Source organism: Emticicia fluvialis (assembly GCF_024793945.1).
In the GTDB taxonomy this organism is placed as follows: Bacteria; Bacteroidota; Bacteroidia; order Cytophagales; family Spirosomataceae; genus Emticicia; species Emticicia fluvialis.
In genome coordinates this window covers 226,570-245,144 of record NZ_JANUSD010000005.1, presented here as the reverse complement: position 1 = coordinate 245,144, position 18,575 = coordinate 226,570, and the positions used below count along the sequence as shown (strand labels likewise).

The following is an 18,575-nucleotide window of genomic DNA, read 5'->3' as shown; positions in this document are numbered from 1 at the left end:
GTGGATTGGTTTTAGCTAAGTTTCTTCTTATCTCTAAGGCCTCCTGGTATTCCTTCTCAGCGTCTTCTAACTCATTTTTAGCACTATGTAAATTCCCCAGATTATTCAAAGTCATCGCCACATAAGGCTGATAGACTTGTGGATTGGTTTTAGCTAAGTTTTTATAAATCTCTAAGGCCTCCTGGTATTCCTTCTCAGCGTCTTCTAACTCATTTTTAGCACTATGTAAAACAGCCAGATTATTCAAAGTCATCGCCACATAAGGCTGATAGACTTGTGGATTGGTTTTAGCTAAGTTTCTTCTTATCTCTAAGGCCTCCTGGTATTCCTTCTCAGCGTCTTCTAACTCATTTTTAGCACTATGTAAATTCCCCAGATTATTCAAAGTCATCGCCACATAAGGCTGATAGACTTGTGGATTGGTTTTAGCTAAGTTTCTTCTTATCTCTAAGGCCTCCTGGTATTCCTTCTCAGCGTCTTCTAACTCATTTTTAGCACTATGTAAAACAGCCAGATTATTCAAAGTAGTAGCCACATAAGGCTGATAGACTTGTGGATTGGTTTTAGCTAAGTTTCTATAAATCTCAAGTGCTTCTTTATAAATTTCTATTGCCTCATCAAAAAAATTGTTTTCCTGCAAAAAATAGGCATAAGCAAATAAATTATCTGTATTCTTATTAGCGCTTATTGATTTTTCAAAGTATTCCTTTGTTAATGCAATTCGATTTGGTAAAGTAAAATCTATAGCCGTCAGCTTGGCTAAAACTAAAAACTCATTGGCTATCTGCTCTCTCGCTTGTGCAAATTCTTGCTTTTTATGTTCATGTCTTATCTCTTCTACTCTTTCTTTTTCTTCAATTGATTCTAATTTTTTGGCAATTTGTTCCGCATTTAATACCGCTCTTGCTTCTTTGTAATTCCCTTCATCAAAATATTGCTTGGCTAATTTTAAAGGTTCCGTATTTAACTCTATCTTCTGGAATGTCTCTGCTAATTGAAGAACATCTTGTTTCAGTCCTTCTAACTTATTCTTCTCGTCGTTCAAATCTACACTATATTCTAATCGCTCCTCTTCAGTTTCAGCAGACTTAAGGAGCTTTTCTAATCGGGTAATATTCTTTAAAATATCTTTGTATTCAAGGCTTTTATAGAAATTATCTCCTACACGAATATCTCCTCCGCTAGTATTAGCGGAACCAGTAAAAACATTTTTAGAATTTCTTATTTCTTCCATTATGGCTTCGCATTAATATTGTCGCCTACGCTGAAAGCACCCCCTCCGGTATTTACATTTCCAGTTACCACATTCTTACTATTAACAATCTTAATTGCTTCACCCTTAGACTCCTTTTCTTTAATTACATGATACATTTCTTCTAAATAATCTTTTGCATCAGGATTCTCTTCCAGTTCAGTTTCTAAGCTGGCTTGAATCATTTTTTGTCTGGGTTCGCTTTCAGGATTAGCTGCCAGTTTTTCTAAAGTTTCGTTAGGGGTGCCGTCATCTTTCAAAAAAAGTGGTCTTATCCAATTGATAGTGGCGCCGGTAAAATCTTTCGTAAAGTCCTGAAAGGATTTATTTTCTTTAAGAGTCTTGGCTAAATAGCCTACAATGGTGGCAACAAGGGCGGTAGTTGTAACAGGTTCCATCAGGTTTTTTGCTTTTTTAATCAATCAAAAATAGCACAAAAACAGAGACCAGAAAATAAAAGCAGATAAATTATAAAAGTGGAGAAGCCTTAAAAACAAAAACTCCCTCGAAACCATGTTTCAAGGGAGTTGAAGGGAGGAATATGGGGCTCGAACCCACGACCTTCGGAACCACAATCCGACGCTCTAACCGACTGAGCTAAGACCTCCGTGCCTGTTTAAGGATTGCAAATGTAGAGAGATTTTGCAAAAAATCAAAAAAAATTTGTTCAATTTTGCCCTTACTGCTAAATTCGATACCATGAGCGAGCGAAGAACATCCTTTTTTGATACAAAAATTGAAAACCTGAGAGTAATAGGCCCTGCAAAAGTAGAGCTGCTCAACAAGGATCTCAATATCTTCACTTATGGCGATTTGATTGAATATTACCCCTTCCGGCATGAAGACCGCACTAAGTTTCACCGCATCAGTGAGCTGAACGAGGCCATGAATGCGGCGCAAATTAAAGGCAGGGTGCGGTCGTGGGACAGAGTGGGCGAAGGCAATAAAGAACGGCTGGTGGCGCAGTTTACCGATGGCACCGGCATGATGGAGCTTACGTGGTTTCAGGGGCTTACTTTTTTAGAAAAAACCCTGCGCCTGCAAGGCGAATACATTGTGTACGGCAAGCCTACTGTTTTTGGCAACAAATGGCAGATTAGTCATCCTGAAATGGACCCGCTCACACCGGAGAACGAACGCGGGGGGTATTTTCAGCCGGTGTATTCCTTGACAGAAAAACTACGCAGACGGTACATAGACAGCAAGCAGATAAGCCGCTGGATGAAAGTGCTGCTGGGCTCGGCCAGACCGCATATCCGTGAAACCCTGCCCGGTTCGCTGATTCAGAAGTTCAGGCTTATTTCCAAGCAGGATGCGCTCTATCATATTCATCTGCCATTGAATGCCGAGACGCTCAGGCAGGCTACCCGCCGTTTAAAATTTGAGGAGCTGTTTTATAACCAGTTCAGGCTTATCAAGCAGAAGCTTATCCGTAAACAGGATTTTGCCGGACAGGTATTTACCAAAACACAGTTGCTCACTGAGTTTTATCAGCATCACCTGCCTTTTGACCTGACCAATGCGCAGAAGAAGGTAATCCGTGAAATTTTTGAAGATTTGCGCTCGGGCAAGCAGATGAATAGGCTATTGCAGGGGGATGTAGGCAGTGGTAAAACCATTGTGGCGTTTATTACCATGCTATTGGCCATAGACAACGGCGCGCAGGCCTGCCTGATGGCGCCAACCGAGATATTGTCTGACCAGCATTATACCAACCTGAAAAGGTTTGCCGATTTGATAGGCATTAAAATAGCCGAACTAACGGGCTCAGTCAATAAAAAAGGCCGTAAAATTATTGATGATGGCATTCTTGACGGCAGCATTCAGATTCTGGTAGGTACCCACGCTTTGCTGGAAGACCACGTGCAGTTTAAAAATCTGGGCCTTTGTATTATTGATGAGCAACATCGTTTCGGAGTAGCGCAAAGAGCCAAACTTTGGGACAAAAACCGAAATTTCAGACCGCATATACTGGTAATGACCGCCACGCCGATTCCAAGAACACTGGCAATGACCTTGTATGGCGACCTGGACGTATCGGTGATAGACGAACTGCCGATGGGGCGCAAGCCTATCAAGACCATCCACAAGTATGATTCTGACCGCCTGCGGGTTTTTGAGTTTATGCGTAGCGAAATCAGAAAAGGCAGGCAGGTATATGTGGTGTATCCGCTGATTGAAGAATCGGAAACATTATCGTTCAAAAACCTGATGGACGGCTTTGAAAGCATTGCAAGGGCGTTTCCGGAATATGCGCTCAGCATTGTACACGGCAAAATGGGCTGGAAAGAAAAAGACTATGAAATGCAGCGTTTCAAAAATCAGGAAACACAGATAATGGTAGCCACTACCGTAATTGAAGTGGGTGTTGACGTACCCAATGCATCGGTAATGGTAATAGAAAGCGCCAACCGCTTTGGTTTGTCGCAGTTGCACCAGCTAAGAGGCCGTGTGGGTCGTGGAGCCGAGCAGTCATACTGTATACTGATGACCGACTTTAAGCTGGCCAAAGAAACCCGCACCCGTATTGAAACCATGGTAAGAACCAATAACGGTTTTGAGATATCAGAGGTTGACTTGTCGCTCCGTGGGCCCGGAGATATGGCCGGAACCCAGCAAAGTGGAATGCTAGACCTGAAAGTGGCCGACCTGGCCAAAGACGGCGAGATACTGAAATATGCCCGAGAAGCCGCCATTGAGATTCTGGATAATGACCCTGAGATTGAAAAGCCTGAAAATGCACCCGTAAGGCATCACCTGCTGAATCTGCGCAATAACGAAACCAACTGGAGCCGCATTAGTTAGCAGTATCAATTTCTACTTTTTTGAAATATTTGCTGCTACAATTTTGTTAGATAAAAAAATACAGTGTCTTCCATGTCTATTACAAGATTATTTAAATCAGTAAGCAAGGCTCTGCAGGAAAAACCTTTGCCGCCCTTACCGGTTTCTTACACGCCTGAAGTTGCCCAGAAAATGCTTGAAATGCTAAGCAGGCATGTGCCTGCACAGGCTGTTGATTATTGTCTGGCACTCTGGAAAGAGCAACCCTTCTCATTTAAAATTACGCGCACGCGCAGTTCATGCTTTGGTAACTATACATTTAAAGACGGGCTGCATAAAATAACCGTTAATAACGACCTGAACGCCTACGCTTTTGTAATTACGTATATACATGAAATTGCGCATCAGCGGGCCTGGCTTAACAAAACACGAAAGAAAATAGAGCCGCATGGGGCAGAATGGAAGAAAAACTTTCAGCAGTTAATGGCCCCCATTCTGAATCTGAGTGTTTTTCCGGAAACCGTTTTTGTACCCTTAAGCAAATACATGAGCAATCCTGCTGCTTCGTCGGTGAGTTATGCACCGCTGGCAAAAGCATTACAAATGCACGAGCTGACACCCCCCAGCGGCGTTTTGTTATCAGACGTGGCCGATAACCAATGGTTTACTTTCCGCAATACGGTTTTTCAAAGGCTGGAAAAAAGACGCACCCGCGTTTTGTGCATGGAACGAAATTCAAGACGCAGATATACTATCCTGGCCACTGCCAGAGTTGATTTAATAGAAGAACAATAAATGGATGCTGCTTTCCTCCATCAATAACATATCGGCCAGGTTTCTTAACTTTTCTTACTTACAGAAAAGCCGGTTTTTTATTGTGTGTATCAGTGTTTGGTCGAGTATTGGGCTTCAGGCACAGTCATCTGTTTTAAGTAAAGGAGACTGGTACAAAATTGCAACTACGCAAACGGGTGTTTATAAAATCAATGCAGGGATACTGAGAAAGGCCGGGATTGACATCAGCAAAGTTAATCCGCAAAACATCAGGCTTTATGGTAATGGAGGCGCTATGTTACCGCAGGCCAACAATACAGCACGACCAACAGACTTAAAAGAAAATGCCATTGAGGTAGCAGGCGAAAACGACGGCAAATTTGATGAGGCAGACTACATTCTTTTTTATGCCGAAAGCCCCCATACCATTACTTTTGATGCCGCTAAGCAGCAGTTCAGCCATCAGCAAAACTATTATTCTGACACCACTTTTTACTTTCTGACCATAGCCGATACCAAAGGCCTGCGTGTGGGCAATGCAAAAGCCATAGAGGCATCAACCACCATCACTACTTTTGATGATTTCCGTTTTCATGAATCAGACCTGAAAAACCTCATCAGCTCCGGTATCAGAGAGCTGGGCGGCTCCGGTCGCGAATGGTACGGCGAGCCCCTCGGAAACTTAACCGAAGTACATTTTGATGAAACCATAGAAGGGCTGGTGCCAAACTCTACTATCAAAATCAAGTCTGCCGGGGTTAGTGCAGCCTATGTATCCACCCAACTGGGTCTGAAACTTAACGGAAACCCCCTGGGGAATATCACTTTTGCACCCATTAGAGCCGGCCAGTATGATGCCAAAGGAATTTATGACCTGAAAGGCACCGAAAGTGCGGCTACATTCACCTCTACTGTTAGCAGCGGCAATTCAATAAAGCTTACTTATGCTTATAATAAAGGGGGGCAATCAACCGCTAACGCTTATCTGAATTACTACGAAATCCAGTCGAAACGTAACCTTCAATTTTATGAATCACAGACGCTTGTGCGGTCTCTGGAAAGTGTATCGAATGCCACAAGTCGTTTCAGAATAGCTCAAGCCTCGGCACAATCGAGAATCTGGGATGTTACTAATCCGCAGTCTCCTGAAAATATACCTTACACACTCAGTGGTTCAGAGTCTAGTTTTGGTGTGGCAACAGGCGGTGTTTTAAAAACATTTGCCCTGTTTACAGACAAGAACCTACTGGAACCCAATACTATTGAAAAAACAGGCAATCAGAATCTGCATGAGGCCGAAGTACCCGATTTGCTGATCATCACTCTTCCTGAATGGAAAAATCAGGCACAACGGCTGGCTGATTTTAGAACCGAAAATGACGGGCTTTCGGTTTTAGTTGCTACTGCCGGTGAAGTATCTAATGAATTTGCATCAGGCAAACCCGATGTAAGCGCCATAAGGGATTTTGCCCGTTTTTTGTGGCTCAAAAAGCCCGGAAAATTAAAATACCTGCTCTTATTTGGCGATGCCACCTACGACTACAAAAATAATAACGGGTTTAACTATGTCAATCCCAATCTTTACATACCTACTTATGAAAGCCGGGAATCGCTAAACCCGGTTTTTAGTTTTTCTTCAGACGATTACTTTGGTTTTCTGGAAACCCATGAAGGCGACTGGACAGAGGATAACCAGGGGAATCATACGCTTGATATAGGTGTGGGCAGGCTACCGGCTAAAACCGTTGATGAAGCCGGAAACATAATAGATAAACTGATATACTATGCCCAAAACAATAAAACCATCGGTAAATGGCGAGGAAAAATTAGTTTTGTAGCCGATGACGGCGACGGGAACATCCACCAGTCAGACGCCGACAGGATTGCTGCATTGCTTGAAACCCAGGATAAAAATGTAGTTCTCAATAAAATATATCTCGATAATTACAAACTGGTGGGCACCCCAATTGGCACCATTGCGCCAGAAGCAAACAAAGCCCTTAACAAAGCCGTGAATGAGGGTAGCCTGATTGTCAATTACAGCGGCCACGGTGGCCCGGATGGCTGGACCGAAGAAAAAATACTAACCATTGACCAGATTGATACCTGGAAGAATCTGGCCAATATGCCACTGTTTTTGACTGCCACCTGCTCTTTCGGTCGGTTTGATGACCCCTCTGTAGTTTCGGGTGCCGAGCTTGCCTTGCTAAGCCCGAGAGGTGCTGCCATAGGTTTGCTAACCACCACAAGGCCTGTTTATTCTTACACTAATTTTTTGCTGAACAACGCTTTTTACTCGGCTTTCGTCTTAAGTAAACAAAACCCTGGCACAAAGCTGGGAGATGTGTTCAGGATAACTAAAAACAATTCGCTAAGCCATGTCAATAACCGTAACTTTTCTCTACTGGGCGACCCATCTATGAAGCTGGCCTACCCTGCAGATAAAGTTGTTATAACAAAAATTAATAACCAGAACCCAGAAACCCAAACACTAAAAGCACTGGCAAAGGTGAAACTAGAGGGCGAAGTCAGAAACCCCGAAACAGACCAGTTGATAGCTGACTACAACGGTTATGCCCAGGTATCTGTTTTTGATAAGCCCTCAACCCAGAGTACGCTGGGGCAAAAAACTGACAAATTCAGGTATCAGGCTTATCAGAACAAAATCTATGAGGGCAGGGTTGCTGTTAAAAACGGCGTTTTTTCAGCAGACTTCATTGTTCCGAAAGACATTAATTATCAGCTCGGGCAGGGCAAAATCAATTGTTATGCCTTTCGTGCCGACAGCAGCAGCGACGCCATCGGCAGCTTTATTAATCTTTGGGTAGGCGGCAGCGCGCCGGTAAACAGCACAGATACCAAAGGCCCTGAAATTGAACTTTTTGTAGATAAAAATAATATACTTACTGCTAGCATTTTTGATGAAAACGGTATTAATTTGTCGCAGGCCGGCATTGGGCATGAAATGTTACTTACCCTGAACGACACTTTACAAACAATTGTAAATCAGTATTTTACAAACATAACAGACTATACGAAAGGCGAACTGAAATATGCACTGGGGAAACTACCCGCAGGCAAACACACCATTAAATTAAAAATATGGGATACTTATAATAATTCTACGGAGGCAACGTTAGCTTTTTTAGTAGATAATGACTCATTCAGACTACTAAGCGCCTATAATTATCCAAATCCTTTTCAGGAAACAACTAGTTTTGTAATACAACATAACGCCGACGGCGAAGACCTTAACTTTTATATTGAGGTATTTGAAAAAACAGGCAAAAAGATTTACGAAAAACAGGAACAGTGCTATGCCTGCCTGGGTAAACTTAACATAGAGATGACGTTCAGGTCGTCCGATTTAATCAGCGGAACTTATTTTTATAGAATTACTGCCGGATTTCTGAATAAAAGTGGAAAAACTTCTGCTTCGGGCAAATTACTATTTTGGAAGTAAATAAGAAAAACTGTTATATTTGATGCCTTGAAACAGTGGAATCCGATACATCATATAATTTTTTAAAGTACCCGCTTAAAGGGTGGAATGAAAAACAGCTCTCATGAAAAGCAAATTATTGGCCACGTTGGCAAGTTTAGTCCTGATAAATTCTCTTTCAGCTCAAGCACAGGTAAAGCCCCTGAATGAGAAAAGAGTGGTCTCAACTGCTGTTCCGTTTCTCACGTTCTCACCAGACTCACGAGGTGCTGCGTTGGGCGATGCCGGTGTGGCATCAACCCCGGACGCCAACTCATTATTTTGGAACAGCGCCAAATTACCTTTCATTGACCGTGATTTGGGTTCAACCGTTTCATACACACCCTGGTTGAGAGACATTGTAGACGACATGGGGCTTTTGCATGCTGCCATTTTTAAGAAACTCGAGAAAAACCAGGTTATTGGTTTTTCAATGACCTATTTTGATCAGGGTAGAATTGACTTCATGAATCAATATGGCGAAAACACCGGAACTTTTGATTCAAGAGACATGAATATCACGGCAGGGTACTCCAGAAAACTGAGCAGAGACTTTGCCATGGGTATTAACCTAAAGTACATTCACTCTAATCTGGTTGGGTCTCAATCTATTAATCAGGTAGCCAGCAAACCTGCCAATACCGCTGCCGGCGACATCTCGTTCTTTTATATGAACGATTCGCCAACAGTAAAAAACCGTGAAAAAGGAGCCGCTTTTTCAGGTGGAGCCATGATTCAGAATATCGGCAGTAAAATCAGCTATGGCCGCGACAGATATTTTATTCCTACAAATCTGAAGGTAGGTGGTGCCATGAACTACCGTGTAAACAGCTACAACCAGTTTAACTTTATGGTTGATGTCAACAAACTTCTGGTACCAACGCCTCCTTTAAGAGACAACAACGGAAATATAGTAAAAGGAAAAGACCCCAACGAGACCGGCCCAATACAGGCAATATTCTCATCATTTACTGATGCGCCTGATGGCTTGAAAGAAGAATTAAGAGAGGTTACCGGCTCTTTTGGTGTTGAATACCTGTATAATAATATGTTTGCCGTTCGTGGCGGATACTTTCTGCAAAGCGCCTTAAAAGGTGGCGAAAGATATGTTACCACAGGCTTGGGTCTGAAACTTAAAAACAGTTATGGCATTGATTTCGCGTACCTCATACCGGTTTCGCAGGGTAATGCGCTTGCCAATACCTGGCGTATTTCTTTGATATTTGATATGCAGTCGAAGAAAAACAAAGACGCTTCTGACGGAATTTCAGAATAAGCTTAAATAAAGAAAGTAAAACAAAAACCTCACAGATTTACGAAATCTGTGAGGTTTTTGTTTTTAGCTTTGTAAATTTACTGTTTCAACCTTATAACCTCTTTTAATACTTTGAAACCTAGCTTTACAAAACCTTTTTACTTTATCTTTTACCTATGCAGCTTTGTTTTTCTCTCCCATGCCTTCGCCCAAAAGAAAAACGATAAAATAGAATACCACATTCATCGTGCCACATCAGCCGTCAGGATAGACGGCATACCAGATGAAAGAGCCTGGGCAGAAGCACAACTGGCCTCTGATTTCCATCAGGTGCTGCCTATGGATACCAGCAAAGCCTTTGTACGAACAGAGGTGAAGATGACCTACGACGATAAAAACCTGTATGTGCTGTTTATAAACTACGAAAAAGTACCGGGGCCTTATATGGTTGAATCGCTGAAGCGGGATTTTAATTTCGGAAAAAATGACAACGACCTGCTCTTTATTGATACTTTTGACGACCAGACCAACGGCTTTACATTTGGCGCCAACGCACATGGTGCCCAGTGGGATGGCCTCTTGTATAACGGCAGTTCGGCCAACCTGAGCTGGGAGAACAAGTGGACTTCTGAAGTAAAATATGACGACGACAAATGGGTTTGGGAGGCCGCAATACCGTTTAAAACTCTGCGCTATAAAAAAGGAATTACCCGCTGGGGCGTTAATTTCAGCCGGCTAGACCTAAAAACTACTGAAAAATCTGCCTGGGCGCCTGTTCCCCGGCAGTTCCCTACTGCATCGTTGGCATACGCCGCCTCTTTGGTGTGGGACGAAGCTCCACCACAGGTGGGTTCAAACATCTCTATTATTCCGTATGCCCTTGGGGGTGTAAGGGCAAATCAGGAAGCCAACTCGCCCACGAAATTCAGAAGAGACATAGGTTTTGATGCCAAAATAGGGCTTACTTCCTCATTAAATCTTGACCTGACTGTCAACCCCGACTTCTCGCAGGTTGAAGTTGACCAGCAGCAAACCAATCTCGACCGTTTTGAGTTATTATTTCCTGAAAGAAGACAGTTTTTTCTTGAAAACGGCGATTTATTCTCCAATTTCGGCTACCAGAACATCCGTCCGTTTTTTTCGCGACGAATAGGCTTAAATGCTCCCATTAACTTTGGAGTCCGTTTGAGCGGCAAGCTCAATAAAGACTGGCGGATTGGCTTTATGGATATGCAAACCGGAAAAAATGACTTAGGAGTACCTGCTCAGAATTTCGGTGTCATTGCCCTGCAACGCCGAATGTTTGCCCGTTCAAATATCGCCATCATGATGGTAAACAAAGAAACCCTCAACTATAGCAACACTTCAGATTCGCTTGTTAAACTTAACGGACTTACACAGTTTAACCGTAACCTGGGTATTGAATACAATCTGGCCTCAAAAAAAAATGACTGGACGGGTAAACTACTCTATTTAACATCTTTTACCCCCAATACTAAAAACAATGACGATGTTTTTGCCGGTAATATTCTTTATACCTCTAAAAAATGGGTAACGGGTATACAGGCAGAACGCGTAGGTTACAGTTATTCGGCTGAGGTTGGGTATGTTCCTCGCATCAACTATGGTAAACTGAACCCCCAGATTGCCTATCTGATGTTTCCGAAGGCAGGTGGAACCATTCTAAGCCACGGGCCAACTGTTATGCTTACTCATTACTTTACAAAAGATTTTACGCAGGAAACAGAAAACGAAAAACTGATTGGCTATAAATTCAATTTCAGAAAGACCAACACCTTGTTTATCTGGGGTGCGCATAATTATGTAAAACTGTTAAGCGCTTTTGACCCCACCAATTATGCCCGGGTGTTTTTACCGGCGGGAAGTGAACACAAATGGGATTCTTTCGGTTTTGATTATACATCCAAACCCCAGGCATTGCTTACCTATCTGGTTTCAACGCGTTATGGAGGCTACTATGCTAACGGAACCCGCCTGCGCTTAAACGGAGAGGTGGGTTATCGGTTCCAGCCTTTTGTGGCCATTACCATGAGCGCCAATTATAACCGCCTGGCGTTTGAGCAAGACCCCGTTCTGCCTAAAGAATTAATAAATAAACAATATAATCTCTGGCTGTTGGGTCCGAAAATCGATGTTACCTTTACAAATAAATTGTTCCTGACTAACTTTGTACAGTTTAACAACCAGAATAACAATTTCAATATCAATACCCGTCTGCAGTGGCGTTACAGCCCGGCATCAGACCTGTTTCTGGTTTATACCGACAATTATTTTTCTGATACTTTTCAGGTCAGAAACCGCAGCCTGGTTGTTAAATTTACGTATTGGTGGAACGTCTGATTTTAAGTGGTCATAATGAACCGCTATCACATACCTGCCAAACCAGATTTGCTTATTACTATTCAATCATAACAACTCATGAAAGCCTTATTATTCTTATTGTTTCCGGTTTTAGCAATGGCACAAACTACACCATTTGAAATTGAAGGCCACCGTGGTGCACGGGGTCTCCTGCCCGAAAATACCATTCCTTCGTTCAAAAAAGCAATTGACCTGGGGGCCCATGTCATTGAACTGGACGTTGTCATCTCTAAAGACAAAAAAGTGGTGGTTTCGCACGACACCTATTTTAATCCTGACATCACCACCGACCCCGACGGTATATTTATAACTAAAGAAACCCAGGGGAATCTGTACCAGATGGACTACAAGCAAATAAAAAAATATGATGTGGGGGCACGTGGCAACAAAGGGTTTCCTGAGCAGGAAAAAATGAAAGCGCACAAACCCCTGCTGACAGAAATGATAAGAGAAATAGAAAAATATACCAGACAAAAAGGCTTGCCACCGGTAAAGTATAATATAGAAATTAAAAGCAGTGAAAAAGAAATAGGCAAAACCCAGCCAGAGGTAGCTGAGTTCTCAGATCTGGTTTATAAAATAATTGTGAAAGAATTGCCTTTAGAAAGAGTAAACATGCAGAGCTTTGACTACAACGTTCTGAAACACTGGAATGCCCAGACTCTGGCCGGTAAATACAAAAAAATTGCCGTTGCTGTGCTCATTGAGCCCCGTGCCAATAACGATGTACAGGTGAATCTGGACAAGCTGGGCTTTAAGCCCGACATCTGGAGCCCCTATTTTACGCAGGTAACTACCGAAAGGGTAAAACAACTGCACGAACTGGGCATAAGGGTGATTCCGTGGACGGTTAACAAAAGAGAAGACATGGAAAAAATAAAGGCGCTGGGCTGCGATGGCGTAATAACCGACTATCCGGACAGGGCAAAAGGCTTGTAATGGTGTTTTCGCAAACAATTGCTCCGGCATTGTGTTGATTTAAAAAACAAGATTATTGAAATTGCGTACAAGCAAAGAAATTTACATAATTTACACAGTAATCCAGAATTCATAAATGTTGTGAGCATTTTAAACGATATACTTGGTTTTTTTATCAAGAGAAGAATAGAGCGTATTGAAGAGTTTTTGCAATATCCTATTGAAACCCAACAACGTATCTTTCATGAACTGATAGAAAGCGCCCGTTTTACCGAATGGGGTCTTAAATATGGCTATGGCAGTATTGAAACCATAAAAGATTTTCAGGAAAGGGTTCCTGTTTCGACCTACGAAGAGTTGTACCCCTACATTGAAAGGGTACTGAAAGGCGAGCAGAACGTGCTATGGTCGTCTGACATCAAATGGTTCTCCAAATCGTCAGGTACAACTAACAGCAGAAGCAAATTCCTGCCGGTATCAGAAGAGTCGCTGGAAGACTGCCACTACAGAGGCGGTAAAGACGTAATGACCCTGTACCTGAACAACCGCCCCGAAACAAAGCTTTTTGAGGGTAAAGGATTGTCTATCGGTGGTACACTCCATAAAAATCCGTTTAATCCTAATACGCAGGCAGGCGACATATCGGCAGTGATTATGAAAAATCTGCCTACCTGGGCCGATTTCATACGTACTCCTCCTATTGATGTTGCGCTGATGGAAAACTGGGAAGAAAAAATGGAGCAGATGATAGAAATTTGCTCGCAGGAAAACGTAACCAGTATTCTTGGCGTACCCACCTGGACAGTAGTGTTGCTTGAAAACATTATGGAACGCGCCGGAAAGAAAAACATGCTTGAGGTATGGGAAAACTTTGAAGTATTTGTGCATGGCGCGGTGGCGTTTCAGCCTTACAGAGAGTTGTTCAGAAAAAAATTCTTCCCTTCTGACCAGGTGGCTTATATGGAAACCTACAATGCGTCAGAAGGCTTTTTTGCCATACAGGATGAACTCAGCCGGGTAGGCGAAATGCTGTTGATGCTTGATTACGGCGTTTTCTATGAGTTTATACCCATGGAAGAATGGGACAAAGACCACCCGAAAACAATTTTACTGGACGAGGTTGAACTGGATAAAAACTATGCGCTGGTGATATCGACCAATGCCGGCCTTTGGAGATATAAAATTGGTGATACCGTAAAGTTTACTTCAAAATATCCGTTCAGAATAAAGGTAAGCGGCCGTACGAAACACTTTATTAATGCTTTTGGCGAAGAAGTGGTAATTGAAAATGCAGACATAGCCATAACAGAAGCCTGCCAGGCCACCGGCACCACAATGGTTGATTATACCGCCGGCCCGGTTTACATGGGTGAAGGCAACAAAGGCTGCCATGAATGGGTGATAGAATTTTCTAAAAAACCGGTTGATGAACACCTGTTTGTGCAAACATTGGACGAAACCCTGCGAAAGGTAAATTCTGATTACGATGCCAAACGCTATAAAGACATGGCACTGCATGCGCCGAAGGTACATTTTGTAGAAAACGGCACTTTTTATCAGTGGATGTCGAAGCGTGGTAAGCTTGGCGGGCAAAACAAAGTGCCGCGCCTGAGTAATTCTCGCGAGTACATAGATGATATACTTGATATGGTAAAAAGTTGATGCCAGTAATTACTGTAATTCTTGCTGAAGCCACTAATTTTGTAATTGAGTGGCTTTTTTAATTCTTGTAAAAAACCACCTGTTCTTGCGCTGTAACCATAACAACCCATGAAAATCTTACATACTGCCGACTGGCACCTAGGAAAAAGGCTCGATAATTACCATCGGCTTGACGAACAACGGGAAGTTTTGCAGGAAATCTGTGAGATTGCCGAGCGTGAAGCCGTTGATGCCGTTGTGGTAGCGGGAGATTTGTTCGATAACTTCAACCCGTCGTCTGAGGCCATGGAATTACTCTATTCTACGCTTCACCGATTGTCAGACAACGGTAGCCGTGCCGTAATAGCCATTGCAGGCAACCATGACTCGCCCGAACGAATTGAGGTGCCTGATGCCCTGGCCCGTGCCTGTGGTATTCTGTTTGCGGGCTTTCCTAACATGAAGGTAAAACCCTTTAAGACCAAAGCCGGGCTTGAGCTGACGAAGGTCGATAATGGTTTTGTAGAACTTAAAATACCCGATAATGATTTCCCTCTTCGTATTATACTAACGCCTTACGCCAATGAACAACGCCTGAAAACATTTTTGGGCTTAGCAGACACAGACGGGGCCCTTCGTGCACATCTGCAAAACCATTGGCAGACACTGGCCGACGAATATCTCGACAACAACGGCTTTAATATGCTGGCCACTCACCTTTTCTTTATGAAAAAAGACGGGGTAATGCCCGAAGAGCCGGAAGACGAAAGACCGATTCTGCATATTGGCGGCGCGTCGGTTATTTATTCAGAAAACGTACCGGCACAAGTACATTATGTGGCACTGGGGCATTTGCACCGGTATCAGGTAATAGATACAGTACCTGCACCGGTAATTTACGCGAGCAGTCCGCTGGCCTATAGTTTTTCAGAAGCCAACCAAACCAAATATGTAGTTTTAATTGAGGCCGAGGCAGGCAGGTTAAGCAGCTATCAGCCCATTGCACTCACCAAAGGCAAACAATTGCTGAGCAAGAGATTCGAAAGCATTGATGATGCGCTGGTTTGGCTGCAAGAAAACCCGCATGCGCTGGTGCAGCTCACGATCGTGTCTGACAAGTATCTGGAAGCCACAGAAAAGAAACGTTTGCTGGATGCCCACGACGGCCTGATTCAGATAATACCTGAAATCAGAAGCCTGAACGACGGCACTTCAGAGGCTTCAAAAATTAACCTTACTATGAGCGTCGAAAAGCTGTTTGAAGAATATTTTAAGAGCAAAAAAGGACAGGAGGTTTCAGAAGAACTGATGCTGCTGCTGAAGGAAGTACTTGCCGAAGGAGAAGAACAGTAAAACCGATTGAAAGTATGATTCCGCAATATCTTAAAATTAAAGGGCTTTACTCTTACAAAAGCCTGCAGGAGATTGATTTCTACAACCTTACAGATGCCACGCTGTTTGGTATCTTCGGTTCTGTTGGCAGTGGTAAGTCGTCCATACTGGAAGCCATTGTTTTTGCACTTTATGGCGATACAGAACGCCTGAATAAATCGGGTGATGAGCGCTATTATAATATGACCAATCTCAGTTCTAACGAACTGTTCATTGAATTTACCTGCCTTGCCGGAAAAGATGACACTAAGTATCGCTTTGTGGTGCAAGGTAAACGAAGCAACAAAAACTTTAAAGAAGTAAAAGTAGAACGGAAAGTCTATCAGTGGCTTAATGAGACATGGATGCCGGTATCGCTGGAGGAAGTAACCGAAAACGCCATTGGTTTAAGCTATGAAAATTTCCGTCGGACAGTCATAATTCCACAGGGCAATTTTCAGGAGTTTATAGAGTTGAAAGGCCGGGACCGCTCAGAAATGATGAAAGTGCTATTTGGCCTTGAACGTTTTGACCTGGCCGAAAAGAACAAACGCCTGACCGAACGGAATCTGCAGGAATTACAAAGAATAGAAGGCCAGCTATTAAGTTTAGGCGAAGATACTCCCGAAAGTATTGCTCAGCAAGAGCAGGAGCTACAGTTAAAAAAAGAGATGAGCAAAAGTCTGGAGGCAGAACTTTTGCTAAAACGCAATGAAGAAAAGCAGCAGGACGAACTGCTCAAGCTGTTTTCTAACCTGAATGCCACTACCCGCAGGCATGAGCTGCTGAAAGAAAAAGAGAAATGGTTTAAAATGCGGGAAGAAAAACTGAAACTTTATGAAAAATGTGTCTTGAATTTCAAATCGTTATTTGACCAGAAAACGATAAAAGAAAAAGAATATAATCGTGAAAAAAACGAGATAAACGCTAATAAGGCCACATTGGCCGACAAACAATCGCGCTTTCAGTCTATTCTTATAGAATTGGATAAAATTAAGCCTTTTTATGAAAAACGAGAAGAATATATCGAGAAAGCTAAAGAATTAAACACCATCAAAAGTCTGAAGACAATTGAAAAAGATAAAAACACCTTACAAGAAAGAATAATCAAAGGCAAAGAATTAATAAAAAACAAAGAAGAAATCATACAAGGCCTTTTGCAGGACAAACATATACTGGAGCAAAACCTGGAAAAAAGAAAAGCCGAACTGAAAGAACAAAAAACCGAGTTAAAGCTGGATGAGGAACTGCTGCATCTAAGAGTTCAGAAATCGTTACAGAAATTTGCTGACGCGCTGAAAGACAACGAGCCTTGTCCGCTTTGCGGTTCAGTGCATCACCCTGAAATTCTTAGCTCTCATGAAGACTTTGATGTAAAAATCAGCCTGATAGTACGCCAGAAAGAAAACCTGAAAACCGAAATAGAACAGGCAGAAGTTAGAATTAAAAATACTCTTGCGCAAATTGAAAAAGAAAATACCGATAGAGCCTCGTATGAAAGGGCGCTATCTAAACTCACCGAACAGCTTGCCGGTTTTGAGGCACAAAAAGAAGTATTTTCTGGTCAGTTAAAATTTCTGAACTGGTCTGATTATGATTCCCTTGGCATTGCAGACATAGAAACCCAGCAAATACAAGCAGAAAGTGAGCATAAAAGAATTATTGAAAGTTTTACCCGTTTGGATGTAGAACACCGCTCGGTAGAAGGTCTGATAAAAACAACTGAGGGGGTATTGACAACGCTGCTGGCCAATCTTGATAAACAGACAAAGGCTTTGCAAACTATTCAGCATAGCATTAACCTGCAATTAAAACAGGATGGTTTTCTGACTGAGACAGAAGTGCAGGAAATACTAAAACAAAACCTGATGATTGAAAAAGAACGTCAGGAGATTCAGGCCTTTCAGACAGACTTACAGGCTACCGAACAAACCCTCGAGCAATTGCTGAAAGATACGGAAGGCCGTAAATATGATACAGAAACACACACCCAGATAAAAGAAACCATTAAGATAAGTGAAGCCCGGTTTAATGATCTGAAGAAAGAAGAAGGCAGGCTTGAAAAAGAGATTCAGAGCGCTATTGAAAACCTGAAAACCAGGCAACTGCTTACCGTAGAAAAGAAAAGACTTGAAATAAGAAAAGACAACCTTGACACCCTGCAAAAGCTATTCAAAGCCAATGGGTTTGTTGATTTTGTGTCGAGCATTTACCTGAAAAACCTGGCCAATGCGGCTAATGAGCGTTTCCACCGTATGACACGCCACCAATTGCACCTGGAAATAAATGCCGATAATGATTTTGAGGTGAGAGACCTGCTGAACGGCGGCAAAACCCGATTGCTAAAGACCCTCTCTGGCGGGCAGAAATTCCAGGCTGCCTTATCGCTGGCCCTGGCACTTGCAGATAATATTCATAACCGGGTGCAGTCGCGCCATAATTTCTTCTTTCTGGACGAAGGGTTCGGCTCGCTTGACAAAGACTCCTTACAGATTGTTTTTGAAACCCTTAAGTCTTTGCGCAAAGAAAACCGTATTGTAGGTATTATATCGCACGTAGAAGAATTACAACAGGAGATACAGACATACCTGAAAATTGAAAATACCGAAGACGGCAGCAAGGTTTCAAAAAGCTGGTAAAAACCTCAAATCAAGCGAAATTTATCTCGAAGATTTTAAAACGAGGGACTATCCGCAAAAGAATAAGCCCTCGTTTTA

11 protein-coding genes and 1 tRNA gene are annotated in these 18,575 nt (G+C 42.6%); 9 read left to right on the top strand and 3 right to left on the bottom strand.

Features of this window, described 5'->3' with window-relative positions:
* From NZ848_RS08000 to NZ848_RS07990, 3 genes are all read right to left on the bottom strand, one after another.
* Positions 1–1,234: tetratricopeptide repeat protein (locus tag NZ848_RS08000; RefSeq protein WP_259015059.1), on the bottom strand; the 1,234-nt coding region annotated here is incomplete at its 3' end.
* Positions 1,234–1,650: a hypothetical protein gene (locus NZ848_RS07995; protein ID WP_259015058.1), complete on the bottom strand. Its 417-nt coding sequence runs from the start codon at positions 1,648–1,650 to the stop codon at positions 1,234–1,236. The genes NZ848_RS08000 and NZ848_RS07995, both read right to left, overlap by 1 nt.
* A 134-nt stretch (positions 1,651–1,784) precedes the next feature.
* Positions 1,785–1,860, bottom strand: a tRNA-His gene (locus NZ848_RS07990).
* Positions 1,861–1,951: 91 nt separating this feature from the next.
* Here NZ848_RS07990 and recG point away from each other — a divergent pair.
* From recG to NZ848_RS07945, 9 genes are all read left to right on the top strand, one after another.
* Positions 1,952–4,057: an ATP-dependent DNA helicase RecG gene (recG, locus tag NZ848_RS07985; protein ID WP_259015057.1), complete on the top strand. Its 2,106-nt coding sequence runs from the start codon at positions 1,952–1,954 to the stop codon at positions 4,055–4,057.
* A gap of 72 nt (positions 4,058–4,129) precedes the next feature.
* Complete coding sequence (locus NZ848_RS07980) at positions 4,130–4,831, top strand: SprT-like domain-containing protein (RefSeq protein ID WP_253531468.1); 702 nt, start codon at positions 4,130–4,132, stop codon at positions 4,829–4,831.
* A 4-nt stretch (positions 4,832–4,835) separates the two neighbouring features.
* Positions 4,836–8,273 carry a type IX secretion system sortase PorU gene (gene porU, locus NZ848_RS07975; protein ID WP_259015056.1) on the top strand — a complete coding sequence of 1,146 codons (3,438 nt, stop codon included), beginning with the start codon at positions 4,836–4,838 and terminating at the stop codon, positions 8,271–8,273.
* A 103-nt stretch (positions 8,274–8,376) separates the two neighbouring features.
* The gene (porV, locus tag NZ848_RS07970) at positions 8,377–9,567 is read left to right on the top strand and encodes a type IX secretion system outer membrane channel protein PorV (protein ID WP_259015055.1); all 1,191 of its coding nucleotides are present in this window, start codon (positions 8,377–8,379) and stop codon (positions 9,565–9,567) included.
* A gap of 111 nt (positions 9,568–9,678) precedes the next feature.
* Positions 9,679–11,907 (top strand): carbohydrate binding family 9 domain-containing protein, encoded by a 2,229-nt coding sequence (locus NZ848_RS07965; protein ID WP_259015054.1) that lies wholly within the window; start codon positions 9,679–9,681, stop codon positions 11,905–11,907.
* A 78-nt stretch (positions 11,908–11,985) separates the two neighbouring features.
* Complete coding sequence (locus NZ848_RS07960; protein ID WP_253531481.1) at positions 11,986–12,867, top strand: glycerophosphodiester phosphodiesterase family protein; 882 nt, start codon at positions 11,986–11,988, stop codon at positions 12,865–12,867.
* Between the two features lie 120 nt (positions 12,868–12,987).
* Entirely contained in the window at positions 12,988–14,508 is a 1,521-nt protein-coding gene (locus tag NZ848_RS07955; RefSeq protein ID WP_253531484.1) for a GH3 auxin-responsive promoter family protein, read from the top strand.
* Positions 14,509–14,616: 108 nt separating this feature from the next.
* Entirely contained in the window at positions 14,617–15,840 is a 1,224-nt protein-coding gene (locus NZ848_RS07950) for a metallophosphoesterase family protein (protein WP_259015053.1), read from the top strand.
* A gap of 14 nt (positions 15,841–15,854) precedes the next feature.
* Positions 15,855–18,497: an SbcC/MukB-like Walker B domain-containing protein gene (locus NZ848_RS07945; RefSeq protein WP_259015052.1), complete on the top strand. Its 2,643-nt coding sequence runs from the start codon at positions 15,855–15,857 to the stop codon at positions 18,495–18,497.
* Positions 18,498–18,575 lie beyond the last annotated feature (78 nt).

Coding starts and splice junctions, on each gene's coding strand:
- NZ848_RS07980 (WP_253531468.1), top strand. CDS start 4,130: ATGTCTATTACAAGATTATTTAAATCAGTAAGCAAGGCTCTGCAGGAA.
- NZ848_RS07995 (WP_259015058.1), bottom strand. CDS start 1,650: ATGGAACCTGTTACAACTACCGCCCTTGTTGCCACCATTGTAGGCTAT.
- recG (WP_259015057.1), top strand. CDS start 1,952: ATGAGCGAGCGAAGAACATCCTTTTTTGATACAAAAATTGAAAACCTG.
- NZ848_RS07950 (WP_259015053.1), top strand. CDS start 14,617: ATGAAAATCTTACATACTGCCGACTGGCACCTAGGAAAAAGGCTCGAT.
- NZ848_RS07960 (WP_253531481.1), top strand. CDS start 11,986: ATGAAAGCCTTATTATTCTTATTGTTTCCGGTTTTAGCAATGGCACAA.
- NZ848_RS07945 (WP_259015052.1), top strand. CDS start 15,855: ATGATTCCGCAATATCTTAAAATTAAAGGGCTTTACTCTTACAAAAGC.
- porV (WP_259015055.1), top strand. CDS start 8,377: ATGAAAAGCAAATTATTGGCCACGTTGGCAAGTTTAGTCCTGATAAAT.
- porU (WP_259015056.1), top strand. CDS start 4,836: ATGCTGCTTTCCTCCATCAATAACATATCGGCCAGGTTTCTTAACTTT.